The 16,202-nt window shown below is 70.9% G+C and carries 20 protein-coding genes and 1 tRNA gene; 18 read left to right on the top strand and 3 right to left on the bottom strand.

Annotated features, from left to right (window positions below; all coding sequences use genetic code 11):
* Positions 1 to 26 precede the first annotated feature (26 nt).
* From DDV73_RS03060 to der, 16 genes are all read left to right on the top strand, one after another.
* Positions 27 to 644 carry a DUF2867 domain-containing protein gene (locus DDV73_RS03060; protein WP_109505764.1) on the top strand — a complete coding sequence of 206 codons (618 nt, stop codon included), beginning with the start codon at positions 27 to 29 and terminating at the stop codon, positions 642 to 644.
* Entirely contained in the window at positions 641 to 1,048 is a 408-nt protein-coding gene (locus DDV73_RS03055) for a DUF6463 family protein (protein ID WP_109505763.1), read from the top strand. Before DDV73_RS03060 ends, DDV73_RS03055 begins: the two co-directional genes overlap by 4 nt.
* Positions 1,049 to 1,391: 343 nt before the next feature.
* Positions 1,392 to 2,315, top strand: coding sequence for a ParA family protein (locus DDV73_RS03050; protein WP_420818465.1), 924 nt, complete (start codon positions 1,392 to 1,394; stop codon positions 2,313 to 2,315).
* Positions 2,300 to 2,740, top strand: coding sequence for a hypothetical protein (locus tag DDV73_RS03045; RefSeq protein WP_109505762.1), 441 nt, complete (start codon positions 2,300 to 2,302; stop codon positions 2,738 to 2,740). The genes DDV73_RS03050 and DDV73_RS03045 overlap by 16 nt, the downstream gene beginning before the upstream one ends.
* The gene (locus DDV73_RS03040; RefSeq protein WP_109505761.1) at positions 2,737 to 3,660 is read left to right on the top strand and encodes a segregation and condensation protein A; all 924 of its coding nucleotides are present in this window, start codon (positions 2,737 to 2,739) and stop codon (positions 3,658 to 3,660) included. Before DDV73_RS03045 ends, DDV73_RS03040 begins: the two co-directional genes overlap by 4 nt.
* Complete coding sequence (gene scpB / locus DDV73_RS03035) at positions 3,657 to 4,298, top strand: SMC-Scp complex subunit ScpB (protein ID WP_276310078.1); 642 nt, start codon at positions 3,657 to 3,659, stop codon at positions 4,296 to 4,298. The genes DDV73_RS03040 and scpB overlap by 4 nt, the downstream gene beginning before the upstream one ends.
* Positions 4,295 to 5,050, top strand: coding sequence for a pseudouridine synthase (locus tag DDV73_RS03030; protein ID WP_109505760.1), 756 nt, complete (start codon positions 4,295 to 4,297; stop codon positions 5,048 to 5,050). Before scpB ends, DDV73_RS03030 begins: the two co-directional genes overlap by 4 nt.
* Before the next feature lie 72 nt (positions 5,051 to 5,122).
* Positions 5,123 to 5,653 (top strand): hypothetical protein, encoded by a 531-nt coding sequence (locus DDV73_RS03025; protein ID WP_109505759.1) that lies wholly within the window; start codon positions 5,123 to 5,125, stop codon positions 5,651 to 5,653.
* 80 nt (positions 5,654 to 5,733) lie between these two features.
* Complete coding sequence (locus DDV73_RS03020; RefSeq protein ID WP_240617075.1) at positions 5,734 to 7,773, top strand: bifunctional polysaccharide deacetylase/glycosyltransferase family 2 protein; 2,040 nt, start codon at positions 5,734 to 5,736, stop codon at positions 7,771 to 7,773.
* A gap of 40 nt (positions 7,774 to 7,813) precedes the next feature.
* A complete protein-coding gene (locus DDV73_RS03015; RefSeq protein ID WP_240617074.1) occupies positions 7,814 to 8,653 on the top strand; it encodes a helix-turn-helix domain-containing protein in 840 nt (279 codons plus the stop codon).
* 35 nt (positions 8,654 to 8,688) lie between these two features.
* Complete coding sequence (locus DDV73_RS03010; RefSeq protein WP_109505757.1) at positions 8,689 to 9,072, top strand: VOC family protein; 384 nt, start codon at positions 8,689 to 8,691, stop codon at positions 9,070 to 9,072.
* Between the two features lie 193 nt (positions 9,073 to 9,265).
* Positions 9,266 to 9,643: a chorismate mutase gene (gene aroH / locus DDV73_RS03005; protein WP_240617073.1), complete on the top strand. Its 378-nt coding sequence runs from the start codon at positions 9,266 to 9,268 to the stop codon at positions 9,641 to 9,643.
* Positions 9,636 to 10,703 (top strand): prephenate dehydrogenase, encoded by a 1,068-nt coding sequence (locus tag DDV73_RS03000; RefSeq protein WP_109505756.1) that lies wholly within the window; start codon positions 9,636 to 9,638, stop codon positions 10,701 to 10,703. Before aroH ends, DDV73_RS03000 begins: the two co-directional genes overlap by 8 nt.
* Positions 10,704 to 10,760: 57 nt before the next feature.
* Positions 10,761 to 11,438 (top strand): (d)CMP kinase, encoded by a 678-nt coding sequence (gene cmk, locus DDV73_RS02995; protein WP_109505755.1) that lies wholly within the window; start codon positions 10,761 to 10,763, stop codon positions 11,436 to 11,438.
* Positions 11,435 to 12,199, top strand: a complete 765-nt coding sequence (locus tag DDV73_RS02990; RefSeq protein WP_109505754.1) for a lysophospholipid acyltransferase family protein — start codon at positions 11,435 to 11,437, stop codon at positions 12,197 to 12,199. Before cmk ends, DDV73_RS02990 begins: the two co-directional genes overlap by 4 nt.
* Positions 12,196 to 13,590 carry a ribosome biogenesis GTPase Der gene (der, locus tag DDV73_RS02985; RefSeq protein WP_109505753.1) on the top strand — a complete coding sequence of 465 codons (1,395 nt, stop codon included), beginning with the start codon at positions 12,196 to 12,198 and terminating at the stop codon, positions 13,588 to 13,590. Before DDV73_RS02990 ends, der begins: the two co-directional genes overlap by 4 nt.
* Here der and DDV73_RS02980 read toward each other — a convergent pair.
* Positions 13,587 to 14,030 (bottom strand): SRPBCC family protein, encoded by a 444-nt coding sequence (locus DDV73_RS02980; RefSeq protein ID WP_109505752.1) that lies wholly within the window; start codon positions 14,028 to 14,030, stop codon positions 13,587 to 13,589. The genes der and DDV73_RS02980 overlap by 4 nt on opposite strands.
* A 116-nt stretch (positions 14,031 to 14,146) precedes the next feature.
* Here DDV73_RS02980 and DDV73_RS02975 point away from each other — a divergent pair.
* Positions 14,147 to 14,220 (top strand) — tRNA-Pro (locus tag DDV73_RS02975).
* Positions 14,221 to 14,292: 72 nt separating this feature from the next.
* Positions 14,293 to 15,003, top strand: coding sequence for a group I intron-associated PD-(D/E)XK endonuclease (locus tag DDV73_RS02970; RefSeq protein ID WP_154402586.1), 711 nt, complete (start codon positions 14,293 to 14,295; stop codon positions 15,001 to 15,003).
* A gap of 54 nt (positions 15,004 to 15,057) precedes the next feature.
* Here DDV73_RS02970 and DDV73_RS29005 read toward each other — a convergent pair whose 3' ends face one another.
* Both DDV73_RS29005 and DDV73_RS29000 read right to left on the bottom strand, forming a co-directional pair.
* On the bottom strand, positions 15,058 to 15,741 hold the full coding sequence (locus DDV73_RS29005; protein ID WP_240617072.1) for a S1 family peptidase: 684 nt from the start codon (positions 15,739 to 15,741) through the stop codon (positions 15,058 to 15,060).
* On the bottom strand, positions 15,738 to 16,175 hold the full coding sequence (locus DDV73_RS29000) for a hypothetical protein (RefSeq protein ID WP_240617071.1): 438 nt from the start codon (positions 16,173 to 16,175) through the stop codon (positions 15,738 to 15,740). Before DDV73_RS29000 ends, DDV73_RS29005 begins: the two co-directional genes overlap by 4 nt.
* Positions 16,176 to 16,202: the final 27 nt, after the last annotated feature.

The following is a 16,202-nucleotide window of genomic DNA, read 5'->3' as shown; positions in this document are numbered from 1 at the left end:
GCCTCCCGGCCGTCGATCGTGGAGGCATGACGAAGCTACCGGCGACCGCGCACACCGAGCAGCCCTGGCGGATCCACGAGATCGTGCCCGACTTCCGGATCGAGGACGTGTGGCGGTACCGCACGCCCGGTGCCGGACCCGACGACTTCCCGGTCATGCTCGACGCGCTGAACAGCCGGGGCGGCCCGGACGAGGCGGGTCCGCTGGTCCGGTTCCTGTTCGCGATCCGCTGGAAGCTCGGCGCCCTGCTCGGCTGGGACAAGGACGGTGAAGCGGCAGCACCCGGCGTCCGACCGCTCAAGGACCGGCTGCCAGCCGACCTGCAGGCGGCTCCGGTCCGCCTGGAGGAGGGGAACACTCCGCTCGAGCCCGTCTACGAGCTGCCCAACGAGTGCGCGCTGGAGCTCATCAACAAGACCGTCCACGGCATCTGCCACCTGGGCTGGGTGCCGATCGACAATGGCGAGTACGAGCTCCGAATGGCGGTGCTGGTCAAGCCCAACGGTCGCCTCGGGAGTCTCTACATGGCCGCGATCGCGCCGTTCCGGTACCTCATCGTGTACCCGGCCCTGACCCGCCAGTGGGAGCGCGCCTGGCGCAACCGGGCGAACGTCGGCCGAGGCGCGGCAGGAGCGTCGTCATGATCAAGTGGGCGGGCTGGATCATCACCCTGTGCGGGATCGGGCACACGACCGGCAGCCTCATCGAGACCGCACCGGACAACGCGAACCGGTGGTTCGACGGGTCGCTGTGGAGCGCCGGCGGGCAGGACTTCGGCGCCTGGAGCGAGCCCGTCGCCACGTTCTGGTACACGCTGTACAGCTTCGGCCCGCCGCTGCTCCTGGTCGGTGTGACCGTGCTGTGGCTGGAACGACGCGGGATCACGCCGCCGCCGTTCATCGCCTGGGCGATCGCGGCCTGGGTGGTCGTCACGTTCGTGGCTTTCGGATGGTCGCCGCTTCCGCTGCTCCTGATCGCATCCGGTCTGCTGCTCGTCGGCCACGGCCGAGCCGGCCGACCGGACCGGGAGCCCGCGCTGACCGCCTGATCCACCCTGTCCGAACCCCCTGTCTGTCCACAGGTCTTGTGCACAGGCGGGGGGTTGCCTGTGCATGGGAGCGGGGGCTCGTGCACAGGTCGTACACAGATTTCGGGTGGAACGGGGGAGAACAGGGGTTGATGTTGTGGGCATCGAAGGGCGGGCCTAGAGTCGCGCGGAGACTTGACGAGGTGACATGGCGTGTTGTCCCCAAGTCGACAATTCGGAGGGCAAGAATGAGGAGCGGCAGATGAGCGTTGGCGGACCGTCGGGTGGACACGGGAGCACCGCACCCGAGATGCCGCCGCGCCGACCACCGACCGGCCCGTCGCGGGCTGGAACTGAGGACCGAATGACCGAGACCATCCCGTTCGAACCGCCGCCCGCGACCGCCAAGAGGAACGTGGCCCGCGGCGCGATCATGTCCGCCACCAACGAGATCGGGCCTACCGGCCGACCGTGGCCGAACATCCCCGAGCCCAAGCCGCTGACCAGTCATGGTCCGGCTCGCGTCGTCTCGATGTGCAACCAGAAGGGCGGGGTCGGCAAGACCACGACCGCGATCAACCTCGGCGCCTCGCTGGCCGAGTTCGGACGCAAGGTACTGCTGGTCGACTTCGACCCGCAGGGCTCGCTGTCGGTCGGGCTCGGTCTGCACCCGCACGAGATGGAGTTCACCATCTACAACCTCCTCCTCGAGCGTGACGTCACCCTTGAGGAGGTCGTGGTGCCGTCCGGCGTACCCGGGATGGACCTGCTGCCCTCCAACATCGACCTGTCGGCCGCTGAGGTGCAGCTGGTGCACGAGGTGGCGCGCGAGCAGACCCTGACCCGGGTGCTGAAGCCGGCGATGGACAAGTACGACGTGATCATCATCGACTGCCAGCCGTCCCTCGGGCTGCTGACCGTCAACGCGCTGACGGCGTCCGACGGCGTGCTGGTGCCGCTGGAGTGCGAGTACTTCGCCCTGCGCGGGGTTGCGCTGCTCAAGACCACGATCGACAAGGTGCAGGAGCGGCTCAACCCGAAGCTCGAGATCGACGGCGTCCTCGGCACCATGTACGACGGCCGCACCCTGCACGGCCGCGAGGTCATGGAGCGGCTGGTGCAGGCATGGGGAGACGTCGTCTTCCACACCGTGATCCGGCGTACCGTGAAGTTCTCCGACTCGACCGTCGCCGGTGAGCCGATCACCACCTACGCCTCCAGCTCAGCCGGTGCCGACTCGTACCGACTACTTGCCAAGGAGGTGCTGGCGCGTTGGCTCGACGGGTGAGCCTGCCGTCGGCAGATGACCTGTTCCGGTCGACCGGCGAGGGTGGCGCCCAGCCGGCGGCCGATCCTGTCGACCTGCACCGGGCCGCGCGCCGCGCACGGCATGTCGCGGCCGTGCCCGATGTCGTACCGGACCCGGAGCCGGTCGATGACGAGCTGCCCGAGCCCACCCCGGTACGCCGCAAGCGCAGGCCCGTCGCCGAGAAGAAGCCGAGCGGCCGGGTCCGCCACGACGAGAAGATGACGGTCTACATCACCAGCGACGAGCTGCTCGACATCGAGCATGCCCGCCTGTTGCTGCGCAGCACGCATGGTCTCGCCGTCGACCGGGGCCGGCTGGTCCGCGAGGCGCTGGCGATCACGCTGGCCGACTTCGAGGCCAACGGCGAGGACAGCGTGCTCGTCCAGCGACTGATCCAACCGTGAACCCAGCCACCACGACGACGGCAGTCGGCCAACCCGCCGACCGGCCGCGGGAGCACCCCGAGCAGACACCGGCCTTCGAGGTCCGCCTCGACAACTTCGAGGGCCCGTTCGACCTGCTGCTCAACCTGATCGCCAAGCACAAGCTCGACATCACCGAGATCGCGCTGTCCAAGGTCACCGACGAGTTCATCGCCCACGTCAAGGACGGCGGCAGCCGCTGGGACCTGGAGCAGACCACGTCGTTCCTGCTGGTCGCGTCCACGCTGCTGGACCTGAAGGCCGCCCGGCTGCTGCCGCAGGGCGACGTCGAGGACGAGGAAGACCTGGCGCTGCTGGAGGCGCGGGACCTGCTGTTCGCCCGGCTGCTGCAGTACAAGGCGTTCAAGCAGGTCGCCGGCGTGCTCGAGCGTCGGCTCGCCGACGAGGCGAAGCGGTTCCCGCGCGCGGTCGGCCTGGAGGAGCGGTTCGCGTCGCTGCTGCCCGAGGTGCTGATCGGGATCGGGCTCGACCAGTTCGCCGGGCTGGCGGCCAAGGCGATGGAGCCGAAGCCGATTCCCGAGGTGTCGCTGCAGCACATCCACGCCCACAAGGTCAGCGTCCGCGAGCAGGCCGCGCTCGTGGTCGACCGGCTGCGGCGCAGCGGCACCATGAGCTTCCGGTCGCTGTGCGGCGACTCGCCCGACCTGATGACCACCGTGGCCCGGTTCCTGTCGCTGCTGGAGCTGTTCCGGGAGGGTGCGGTCGCCTTCGACCAGGTGACCCCGATGGGCGAGCTGAGCATCCGCTGGACCGGTGCCGAGGAGGGCGAGATCGAGATCGACGACGAGTTCGACGGCGAGCCGTCGAACGGCGACGAGTCCGGGCCGGACGACGGGCCGGCGCTGGCCGCCGTACCCGATGAGAACGAGGAGAACGCGTGAGCGACGAGACGCTGGCGGTCGCGGTGACCGAGCTGCGGCCGGCACTGGAGGCGATCTTGATGGTCGCCGACCAACCGCTGGACGGGATGCTGCTCGCGTCCGCCGCAGGCTATCCGGTCGAGGAGGTCGAGACGGCGCTGCGCGAGCTCGCCGCCGAGTACACCGAGCAGGGCCGCGGCTTCGACCTGCGCAACGTTGGCGGCGGCTGGCGGTTCTACACCCGCGAGGAGTACGCCGCGGTCGTCGAGGGCTTCGTGCTGGACGGCCAGCAGGCCCGGCTCACCCAGGCGGCGCTCGAGACCCTGGCCGTGGTGGCCTACAAGCAGCCCGTGTCCCGCGGCCGGGTGTCCGCGATCCGCGGAGTCAACGTCGACGGCGTGATGCGCACGCTGCTGGCGCGCGGCCTGGTCGAGGAGTCCGGCGAGGACCACGAGACCGGCGCCCACCTCTATCGCACCACCGCCTACTTCCTGGAGCGGATCGGGATCAGCTCGCTGGACGAGCTGCCCGAGCTGGCGCCGTACCTCCCGGAGATGGAGGACCTCGAGGAGGACCTGGCCGCGCTGGCCGGCGGCCCCGAGGAGCCGCCACCGACCGAGCCGGCTCCGGAGCCGGCCAGCTCAGACGAGCCCGCGTGATCGACACCGACGACGACGGTCTGGTCAGGCTGCAGAAGCTCCTGGCCCAGTCCGGCGTCGCCAGCCGACGCAAGTGCGAGGAGCTGATGCTCGACGGGCTGGTCGAGGTGGACGGTGAGATCGTGACCCGGCTCGGCACCAAGGTCGACCCACGGACCGCGGTGATCCGCGTCGACGGGAAGCGACTGCCGCCGGTGAGCCCGCACGTCTACCTGGTGCTGAACAAGCCCAGGGGAGTGGTCTCGACTATGTCGGACCCCGAAGGCCGCCGGTCCCTGGGCGACCTGGTCGCGGACCGTCCGGAGCGGCTCTTCCACGTCGGCCGGCTCGACACCGACACCTCCGGGCTGATCCTGCTCACCAACGACGGCGACTTCGCCCAGCGGGTCGCGCACCCGTCGTACGAGCTGGACAAGACCTACGTCGCCGAGGTTGACGGTGAGGTCACCAAGGCGACGCTGGACCGGCTCCGCGAAGGCGTCACTCTGGACGACGGCCCGATCGCGGTGAACAGCGCCCGGCTGGTCTCAGCCGGCGACGGCGGCGCGAAGGGCCGCTCGATCGTCGAGCTGACCATCCACGAGGGCCGCAACCGGATCGTCCGCAGACTGCTCGACCACCTCGGGCATCCGGTACGGCGCCTCACCCGGACCGTGATCGGCCCGGTGAAGCTCGCCGGGCTGAAGACCGGCGAGCTGCGCGAGCTGACCCGCGACGAGCTCGGCGTGCTCCTCGACAGCGCGAAGCTGTGAGCTGAGGACTCGGCATCGCCGCCGACCTGATCTAAGATCTCTCCGGATCTGGGTGCGGGAAGGACGAGGGGCATGCACGACAACGAGGCGGACAGCCCGGTCTTCGTCGACCCGTCAGGCCGGCGGGTCCGCGGAATCCGCGTGGTGATGGCGCTGCTGGCCGTGGCTGTCCTGGGCTGCCTCGGCCTGATCGTCGTCAGCGTCGCCACCGACGTCACGCTGCCCGGCGTCGTCAAGCCGATCACCAAGCCACTCACCGAGCAGTTCGGCAACCCGGCGCCGCGGCCGCGGCCGGTCACCCAGAGCGAGGCGTCGGACGAGCAGCCCGACGGCAGCCCGGGGGAGTCTCCCGACTCCGACGACCCGTCGGATCCCGGTCTGCCCAGCGACAGCGCCTCGCCGTCGAGCCCCGGCAGTTCGCCGACCTCGCCCGGTAACGCACCCACCTCGCCGGGCCAGTCGCCCGCGCCGAGTGAGGCGCCCTCGGCGACGGCGCCGGGTCAGACGCGATCGCCGAACACGCACGCGCCGACCACCGCACCCGGCCAGACCAAGGCGCCCGGCGACAAGCCGACGCCGCCGGGGCAGACCAGGAATCCGTGAGCCGCGCCAGACGTGCGGCGGCCCCTGACAGTAGGCGCCAGCCGCGGTCTCACTGGTTCCTGCTCGGCCAGTTTCTCGCCGTGGTCGCGGTTCTGCTGCTGGTGGCCGCGATCCTCGACGGCCAGGACGGCGAGGGCCCGAAACGGTCGGTGAGCACCGGCGGCAGCGACGAGGTGCCGGCCGCTGTCCTCAGCGGTGGCCCGATCATCGACCTCACCGATCCGGGCGCGCCCGGGCTGCGGGTGCCGCCCAAGACGATCGTGCTGACCTTCGACGACGGCCCCGGACCGGAGACCGGACGGATCCTCGACGTCCTGGACCGCTACCAGGTGCCCGGCACCTTCTTCGTGATCGGGAACGCCGTGGCCGGTCGTAGCGGACTGCTGCGGCGGATGGCCGACGGCGGCCACGAGATCGGCGTACACACCTTCACCCACCCGGACCTGGCCGCCACGCCGGCCTGGCGGACCGAGCTGGAGATCGAGCAGACCCAGCTCGCCATCGCAGCCGCCACGGGCGAGGTCAGCGACCTGATCCGGCCGCCGTTCTCGTCGCACCCGTCGGTGCTGACCGACGACCTCTGGCGGGCGATGACCCGGGTCGGGAACTACCGGCTGGTGCTGACCGACCTGGACACGCGGGACTGGGCGCGCCCAGGACCGAAGGCGATCGCCGCGGCGGCCACTCCGGAAGGCTCCGACGGTGCGGTGGTGATGCTGCACGACGCCGGCGGCGACCGGGACCAGACCGTCGCCGCGCTCGACACTTACATCCCCGACATGCTCGCCCGCGGGTACACCTTCGCGACCGTGTCCGAGGCGATGGACGTCCCGCCGCAGCGGCTCGAGGCGTCGACCGGCCAGCGGTTGCGTGGCCAGGTCACGCTCGCCACCGTGCAACTGTCGGACTGGCTGGTCACCGGGCTGAACGTGCTGTTCATAGCGGCGGGGGCGCTGGCGGTGCTGCGGGTGCTGGTGCTCCTGCTGCTGGCACGGCGCCACGACCGGGGCACCCGCCGCGCCGCGCGCTCCGCCGTACCGCCGGACGACGCGTCGCTGCCCGGGGTGACTGTGGTGGTGCCGGCGTACAACGAGGCCGCCGGCATCGCGGCCTGCGTGCGGTCGCTGGCCGCGTGCGACTACCCGGCCTTCGAGATCGTGGTCGTCGACGACGGCTCGACCGACGACACCGCGGAGATCGCCCGGTCGCTCGGGATCGCCGGGGTCCGGGTGATCACCCAGGTGAACGGCGGCAAGCCCTCGGCCCTCAACACCGGGATCGCCGCGGCCAGCTACGACGTGCTGGTGCTCGTCGACGGCGACACGGTCTTCGAGCGGGACACCTTGCGGGCGCTGGTCTCCGCTCTCGAGGACGAGCGGGTCGGTGCGGTGTCGGGCAACACCAAGGTCGGCAACCGGCGCGGGCTGCTCGGGCGCTGGCAGCACGTCGAGTACGTGATCGGGTTCAACCTGGACCGCCGGATGTTCGACGTGCTGCACTGCATGCCGACGGTCCCGGGCGCGATCGGGGCGTTCCGACGCCGGGCGCTGGCCGACGTCGGCGGCGTCAGCGACGACACCCTCGCCGAGGACACCGACCTGACGATGGCGATCTGCCGGGCCGGCTGGCGGGTGGTGTACGCACCCACGGCGCTGGCCTGGACCGAGGCGCCGGCCACCCTCGGCCAGCTGTGGCGGCAGCGGTACCGCTGGTGCTACGGCACCCTCCAGTCGATGTGGAAGCACCGCGGTGCGGTCCTCTCCCGAGGTGCGGCCGGCAAGCTTGGTCGGCGTGGCCTGAGCTACCTGTTCCTGTTCCAGGTGCTGCTGCCGCTGCTCGCGCCGGTGATCGACGTCGCCGCGGTGTACGGCCTGTTCACCGAGGACTGGCGGGTGATCGGGCTGACCTGGCTGGCGTTCCTGGCCGTGCAGTTCATCGGTGCCGCCTACGCGTTCCGGCTGGACGGCGAGCGGCTGCGGGCGCTGTGGGTGCTGCCGCTGCAGCAGGTGGTCTACCGGCAGGTGATGTATCTCGTGGTGATCGAGTCGGTCGCCAGCGCGTTCTACGGGATCCGGCTGCGCTGGCACAAGCTGCAGCGGGCGGGCGCGGAGAACTGGTGACTCCGGCCGCGGTGTCGGCGCCGCGCCGTACCGTGGAGTCGTGAGCGAGGAGCGCGCGTCGTACCAGTCCTGGCGGCTGGCGCCAGCGCTGCGCCCGTACGTCGAGAGCATGGTCGCCTACGACCTGGTGCAGCCGCCGGGGGTGCATCGCGGCCTGCCGAGTACGGCGCTCGCGTTCGTGCTGCCCGTGGAGGTGCCGCTGGAGGTGGGCTGGGCCGGCCGGGAAGCCACGATGCGGCGTACCTGGTCCTGCGTCTCCGGGCTGCACACCGCGCCCGCCGAGATCCGCGACCACGGCCGCCAGGCCGGCATCCAGCTGGCGCTCACCGCAGCCGGGGTGCGCGCCCTCCTCGGCGCCCCACTCGGGGCGCTCGCGGCCGAGATCGCCGAGCTCGACGCGGTGACCCCGCTGCTCGCGGAGCTGCCCGAACAGCTGCACGACCCGTTGACCTGGCCGGAGCGGCTGCGGCTGGTCGAGGAGCGACTGCTCGCCCTGCTCGCCGCCGGCGAGACGCCGCAGCTGCGGGCGGAGGTCGGCCGGGCACTCGGCCGGCTGACGCGCGGCATCGGCGTGGCCGAGGTGGCCGACGAGGTGGGGTTCAGCCGGCGGCATCTCGGCAGCCTGTTCCGCGCCGAGATCGGCGTGACGCCGAAGGAGTACCACCGGCTGGCCCGCTTCGAGCGCAGCCGGGACCGGCTGCTGCTCCGGCATCGCGCCGGCACCGGGTCGCTGGCCGAGGTCGCCGCCGAGGTCGGGTACGCCGACCAGGCACACCTCAGCCGCGAGTGGTCGGCGCTAGCCGGCTGCACGCCGACGACCTGGCTGCGCACGGAGTTCCCATTCGTTCAAGACGACAGCGCGGCGGCGGACGCAGGCTAGGTGGTGCAAGGACAACACCAACGAGAGGGACTGTCATGACCGTCGGAATCTGGGCCACCTTCGCTTTCAGCGACGTCGACAAGTCGATCGAGTGGCTCAAGACAATCGGCTTCACCGAGCACTCCGTCTACCGCAACGAGGCGGACCCGACGATCGTCGAGCACGCCGAGATGCTGTGGCCGGCCGGGGGCGGCATCATGTTCGGCTCGGTCCGCCACGACACCGACTGGCCGAAGGTGGCGGGCGTCGGCGCGACGTACCTGATCTGCGACGACGTCGACAAGACCTATGACTCGGCGATCGCGGCCGGCGGTGCGTCGATGCGGACGCCGCGCGACGAGGGGTACGGCGGCCGCGGAGCAGCCGTCCGCGACCTTGAGGGGAACGTCTGGTCGTTCGGGACATACCAGCCTGCTTAGCCCTTGGTTTCGAGACGGTTGCTAGCGCAACCTCCTCAACCAGCGGGCGGTGCGCACCTCAACCAGCGGGCGGTGCGCACCTCAACCAGCGGGCGGTGCGCACCTCAACCAGCGGGCAATGCGCTGCCCGGGCGTCTGGGTTGGCTAGCCTGACCGCGGTAAGGACGACGAGCGGACAGGAGTGGCGGTGCCAGTGCGGGCGATCAGGGGGGCGACCCAGCTCGAGGAGGACACACGCGACCACATGCTTGGCCGGGTGGCCGAGATGGTGACCGATGTGATGGCCAGCAACGGGCTCGATGTCGATGACTTCATCTCGGTGATCTTCACCGCGACCTCCGACCTGGTCTCGGAGTTCCCGGCGTACGCCGCGCGGCAGCTGGGCTTCGGCGACGTGCCGCTGATCTGTGCGCGCGAGCTGGAGATCGACGGCTCGATGCCGCGGGTGGTGCGGATGCTCGCCCACGTCGAGACCGACCTGCCGAAGTCCGAGGTCACCCATGTCTACCTGCACGGCGCGGCCGCGCTGCGCAAGGACCTGACCCGAGTCCGCTCGGTGCCGGATGAGTGACCAGGACGAGCTGACCGGGCCGGTGCAGGTGGTCGGCACAGGGCTGCTCGGCACCAGCATCGCGCTGGCCTGCGCGGCCTCCGGGCTCGACGTACTCCTCAGCGACACCTCGGCCGACCATCTGCGGACCGCGTCCGGCCTCGGCGCGGGCAGGCCGTTCGACGGTACGCCGCCGCAGCTGGTCGTCGTATCGGTCCCGCCCGACCACCTCGGCGCGGAGATCGCCGCCGCGCTGGACCGCTCCGACGCGGTGGTGACCGACGTCGGAAGCGTGAAGACCGCGCCGCTGCGGGAGGTCGCCGGGCGCGCCGGCAGCAACCGCTACGTCGGCAGCCACCCGATGGCCGGCAGCGAGCGGTCCGGCCCGCTCGCGGCCAGCTCGGCGCTGTTCGAGGGCCGGCCGTGGGCGATCACTCCACACGTCCTGAGCTCACCGGAGGCAGTGACGCTGGTTGAAGCGCTGGCGCTGCGCTGCGGCGCGGTGCCGGTGCGGATGACGCCGGACGAGCACGATCGGGCGGTGGCCCGGACCTCCCACCTGCCGCACCTGCTGGCCGCGCTGGTCGCCGGCCGCCTCGCCGAAGCCCCGGCCGGACACCTCGCCCTCACGGGCCAAGGGGTCCGCGACGTCACCCGGATCGCCGCCGGCGACCCGCGGCTGTGGCAGCAGATCATCTCGGCCAACTCCGACGCCGTACTCACTCTGTTGTCAGAGGTGCGCGACCGGCTGGAGCTGCTGATCTCGGCTGTCGACGCCGGCGAAGGGGAGTCGGTCACCGCGATCCTGGAGCAGGGCGTCGCCGGCACCAAGGCGATCCCCGGCAAGCACGGCGGCCCGGTCCGGCCCACCCGCTCGGTCTACGTCCAGGTGCCCGACCACCCGGGCGAGCTGGCCCGGCTGTTCGCCGATGCCGGCGCCAGCGACGTCAACATCGAGGACGTGCACATCGACCACGACCCCGGACGCCCGGTCGGCCTGGTCGAGCTGCTGGTCGCCGAGGGGCGCGCCGAGCACCTGCTGTCGTCTCTCGAAGCACGCGGCTGGGTAACCCACCGGTAGGCTGCGGTTTGCCGAACAGGCACCCACTCCACCCGGCAGAAGGCAGGTAGTCCGCACGTGAGCAGCACCCCGGCAACACTGGTCGTGGCCATCGACGGCACCTCTGGTTCCGGCAAGTCGAGTACGTCGCGCGGTGTGGCCACCCGGCTCGGGATCCGCTACCTCGACACCGGTGCGATGTTCCGGGCGATGACCTGGTGGATGCTCGAGCACGGCGTGGACGTCCACGACCCGGCCGCGGTCGCCGCGCGCTGCGGGGAGCCGGTCTTGGAGAGCGGCACCGACCCGCTCAACCCCACCATCACCGTCGACGGCACCGACGTCGCGGTGGCGATCCGCAGCGCCGAGGTCAACGCGGCGGTGAGCCCGGTCAGTGCGGTGCCGGCGGTGCGGACCCGGCTGCTGGAGCTGCAGCGCAGAATCATCGGCGAGGGCGGGATCGTGGTCGAGGGCCGCGACATCGGCTCGGTCGTCGCGCCCGACGCGCCGGTCAAGGTCTACCTCAGCGCGGACCCGTCCGCACGCGCCCACCGCCGGGCCGCCGAGGAGGGCGGCGCCGATCTCGCGGCGACCCAGGAGTCGCTGCTGGCCCGCGACAAGATCGACTCCGGCCGGGCGACCGCGCCGCTCACGATGGCCGCCGACGCCGTCCACATCGACACCACGCCGTACTCGCTCGACGAGGTCATCGGCCAGGTGGTGGCGCTGGCGGAGGCGGTCGAGGCCCGCACGTGAAGCCCGCGGCGAACCACCGTGAGCTGCCGCGGAGCGACCGGATCCGCCGTCCGCGGCGGTGGGCGCTGCGCACGCTCCGGCCGGTCGGCCGGGCTGCGTTCCGGATCCGCTTCGGGGTCCGAGTGCACGGCGCCGAGCAGGCACCGGCCCGTGGGCCGGTGATCTTCGCCAGCAACCACACCGGGGTGATGGACGGGCCGTTCCTGACCGCGTTCACGCCGCGGCCGCCCCACGTGCTGACCAAGATTGAGATGTTCCACGGCCGGGCCAGCTGGCTGTTCCGGCTGGCCGGCCAGGTGCCGCTGGACCGCTTCGTCACCGACCCGCGCGCGATCAAGATCTGCCTGCGGGTGCTCCGGGACGGGGGAGCGGTCGGCGTGTTTCCGGAGGGCCGGCGTGGCGCGGGCGACCTGACCCGCTTCCACCGCGGCGCCGCCTACCTGGCTCTGGTGACCGGGGCACCCGTCGTACCCGTGACGATGGTCGGCACCCGCCCGCCTGGAGGTGGACGCAACGCGCTGCCGCCGCGCGGCGAGCCGATCGACATCGTGTTCGGTGCGCCCTGGCAGGTGCCGGCCGTGCCGTGGCCGCGGACCCGGGAACAAGTCGACCATGCTTCGCTGTTGCTCAGGGAGCACCTGCGAGCCCGCCTGGACGAGGCGCTGGCACTGACCGCACGTGAGCTCCCCGGGCCGCTGCCCGCGGGAGAGGACATCGAGGACGACCCGGGGACCGGGATCGTCGAGCAAGGAGCACCATGAGTGAGTACGACGCGCCCGCCGAGGCAGTTGGCGAGGCGCCCGAGGGCACCGAGGGCATCGACGGCGAGGTCGTCGGCCCGGTTCCCGTGCTTGCCGTGGTCGGCCGCCCCAACGTCGGCAAGTCGACGCTGGTCAACCGGATCATCGGCCGCCGCGAGGCGGTGGTCGAGGACCGGCCGGGCGTGACCCGCGACCGAGTCTCCTACGACGCCAACTGGAACGGCCGGGCCTTCACCGTCGTCGACACCGGCGGCTGGGACCCCGACGCGCGCGGGATGGCCGAGCGGATTCGCGCGCAGGCCGAGATGGCGGTCTCGCTGGCCGACGCCGTGCTGTTCGTGGTCGACGCGACGGTCGGCATCACCGACGCCGACGAGGCGGTCGTGAAGGTGCTGCGGAAGGCGAACAAGCCGGTCGTACTGGCCGCCAACAAGGTCGACGACGAGCGGATCGAGGCGCAGGCGTACGCGCTGTGGAACCTCGGGCTCGGCGAGCCGCACCCGGTCTCCGCCGTACACGGCCGTGGGTCCGGCGACCTGCTGGACGCCGTACTCGAAGCGCTACCGGAGACACCGCCGGAGACCTTCGGCAAGGTCGGCGGCCCGCGCCGGATCGCCATCGTCGGCAAGCCCAACGTAGGCAAGTCGTCGCTGCTGAACAAGCTCGCCCGTGAGGACCGGGTGGTCGTCGACGACGCCTCCGGCACCACCGTCGACCCGGTCGACGAACTGGTCGAGCTCGGCGGCCGCACCTGGCGGTTCATCGACACCGCCGGCATCCGCAAGCGGGTCAAGGAGGCCTCGGGTCACGAGTACTACGCGTCGCTGCGCACCGCCACCGCAATCGAGCGCGCCGAGGTCGCCGTACTCGTCATCGACGGTTCGCAGACCATCTCCGAGCAGGACATCCGGATCCTTCAGACCATCCGCGACGCCGGCCGGGCGCTGGTGATCGCGTTCAACAAGTGGGACCTGGTCGACGACGAGCGGCGCTACTACCTCGACGGCGAGATCGACCGTGAGCTGATCCAGGTGCAGTGGGCGCCGCGGATCAACATCACCGCGCGCACCGGCTGGCACATCGACCGGCTGGTCCCCGCGCTCGACAAGGCGATCGAGGGCTGGGAGACCCGGATCTCGACCGGAACCCTGAACGCGTTCCTGGGCCGGCTGGTCGCCGAGCACCCGCACCCAGTCCGCAGCGGCAAGCAGCCGAAGATCCTGTTCGGCACCCAGGCCCAGACCGCGCCGCCGACGTTCATCCTGTTCACCTCGGGCAAGCTCGACCAGGGCTACGAGCGGTTCATCGAGCGGCGGCTGCGCGAGGAGTTCGGCTTCGTCGGTACGCCGATCGAGCTGCAGGTCCGCGCCCGGGAGAAGCGGAAGCGCTAGCTCGTTGTGAGGTCGCGGTCAGCGGCCCGCAGGATGCCCTCGAAGCTGGTCCGCAGCAGTTTCTCGCTGACCCAGCCGAACGGCTTGCCGCCGGACCACCACGGGTGCCGGTACGTCGTGTCCCAGGTGACGTGTGACCCGCCGTCGGCGGCCGCCACTTTCACAGTGCCGCCGTCGTGCACGAACTTCGGGACCGAGCCGGTGATCAGGTACTCGAAGGAGTGCGGTGCGTCGTACCGGGTGATCTCCTCCTTGAACCACGCGCCCACACCGACGACGTACCGGATCGCGCCGGTGCCGTACGCCGCCTCCTCGCCGTCGCGCCCGCGCTTCTCCCACAGGCACAGCGGTGCCGCGGTGTAGTTGTGGGCGTTCTCCAGCCACGCGAAGACCTGCTCCGGCGCGGCGGCGATCCGGCGTTCGACACGGATGGTCGGCATGCCCGAATCGTCGCACAACGACGCTGCGGTAAGTCGATTCCAGATCCGCCGACCTGCTGCGGTAAGGTTCAACCCGCCCGCTCGGAACGGCCCATGGCCGAGTCCAGGCGGGTGATCGGGCTGTGGCGCAGTTTGGTAGCGCACTACACTGGGGGTGTAGGGGTCGCAGGTTCAAATCCTGTCAGCCCGACCGAAGGCTTGTGGCGCATTCTGGAGCGCGACAAGGTACGTTCGGCTCATGAGGCGCTACTCTGACGCTCAGTTGACCGATGCCATCAAGGCGTCACGCTCGTGGCGCGGTGTTCTCCGAGAGCTGGGCCATTCCGCCACCTCCGCGTCAGCGATGCGCTCGGTCAGGATGCACGCTGATCGGCTGGGGCTCGACTACAGCCACTTCACCGGCCAACGGCGCTGGACCGACCAGCAGTTGATCGCAGCATTGCCCACGGCTACAAGCTGGGCACAGGTTGCCGAGACTCTCGGACTGGCGGGCGGATCGAGCACCTCGACGCTCCGAGGCCACGCCGCGCGTCTCGGCCTCAACACCGCCCACCTCGCCGCGCCGACGATGCCGCAGCCGGCGCTCGTAGAGATGCGTCCACAGCAGGCCAACTTGAGGCGGGCGGGTTCACTGCTTGCGGCGGCGTGGTTCGAGCTCTGCGGTCAGACCGTGTCGTGGCCGCTCGAGCCGTGCCGCTACGACCTGCTCGTGTGGACCGGTGAGAAGGCGGAACGGATCCAGGTCAAGACGACAACGGTACGTACTGGACCGTCGTGGACCGTGTGGCTCTCCACAACGGGCAAGGAGCGCACGCCATACGACCCTGACCAGATCGACCACTTCTTCGTCATCGACGGCGACCTCGACTACTACTTGATCCCTGTTGCCCGCGTGGGCGGTTTGATGGCGATCCAACTGTCCGCTTACCAGGGCTACCGGCTCCCGCCGACTGTGGGCAGGGTGCCCCTCTGACCTGCGGAAACGCGGGTCAGAGGGGCTTTGTCGATTCTCTCGTGAGCCCCGAGGCTACGCGGTGTGCAGTCTGAGGCCGTACGCCTGCAGGATCTCGTTGACGGGCTGGAACCAGGTCTCGCCGCCGCTGCTGCAGTTGCCCCAGCCGCCGGACGTCACGCCCTGTGCCTGGTCACCGGTGATGAACGACCCGCCGGAGTCGCCGCCCTGGGCGCAGACGCTGGTCTTGGTGGCGCCGTAGAACAGCTGGCCGTTGCCGTAGTTCACGGTCTCGTTCTTGGCCAGGATGGTGCCGCAGTGCCAATGCGTCGTCGAACCGCTGCGGCAGACCGACGAGCCGATCGGCGCCTCCCACGACCCGCGGACGAGCCGGTCGCTGGTCTGTCCCCAGCCGAGCACGACCGGCACGGTCCACCAGCCGTAGCCGGTGGCCACCCAGCCGTAGTCGTTGCCGGGGAACGACCAGCCCCGGAACTCGCCCTGGTTGGAGCCGTCCCAGCCGCGCACCATGCCGCCTCGGCCGCAGTGGCCGGCGGTGACGTACCCGCCGTACACGGAGAAGCCGATCGAGCAGCGGATGTTGCTGACGTAGTACGGGTCGCCGCCGACGGTGCCGGCGGCAAAGGTACGTGGCGCCTGAGCCGCCACGTCCTCGACCGACACCGCACCGGCCTTCGCGACCCTCGCCACGAACGCGTCGACGGCCTTGGAGTGCTTGCCCGTCTGGACCTTGATCACGACTTGCCGGTCCGCGGGTCGGCGGCCCAGCCGCTCACCGCGCGCGGGACGGCCTTGCCCGCAAGTTTGTCGACGGCAGCCTTCCGCTGGTTCAGCGCCTTTGCCGAGACGGGTACGGCGGTCACCCGCGCACCCGTGGCGCGGACGGCGTCCGTGCGTGCGGCGCCGACCACTCCGACGACCAGCTTCTGGGTGGCGGCGTCGTACCAGGCCCCGCCGAAGGCGGCGCCGGCCGCCTTCCGAGCCGACGGCAACAACTTGGCGGCGGACGTCTCGGCAGCCAGCCGTGCCTGCATCTGCTGTTCGGTCAGACCGAAGTCGCGCTGCATGGCGGCCGACTGGTCGGCGACGGTCAGAGGATCGGGCGCTGCCAGCGCCTGCACGGGCACAGTCAAGAAGCCCGCCGCGAGTACGGCGGTCAGTAGGGCTTTCATCAGAACTCTCCTCACCTAATGGCGGTC

It is taken from the genome of Nocardioides speluncae, from assembly GCF_003121585.1.
GTDB lineage: Bacteria > Actinomycetota > Actinomycetes > Propionibacteriales > Nocardioidaceae > Nocardioides > Nocardioides speluncae.
The sequence above is the reverse complement of the archived record's forward strand: the minus strand, read 5'-3'. Positions and strand labels throughout refer to the sequence as shown.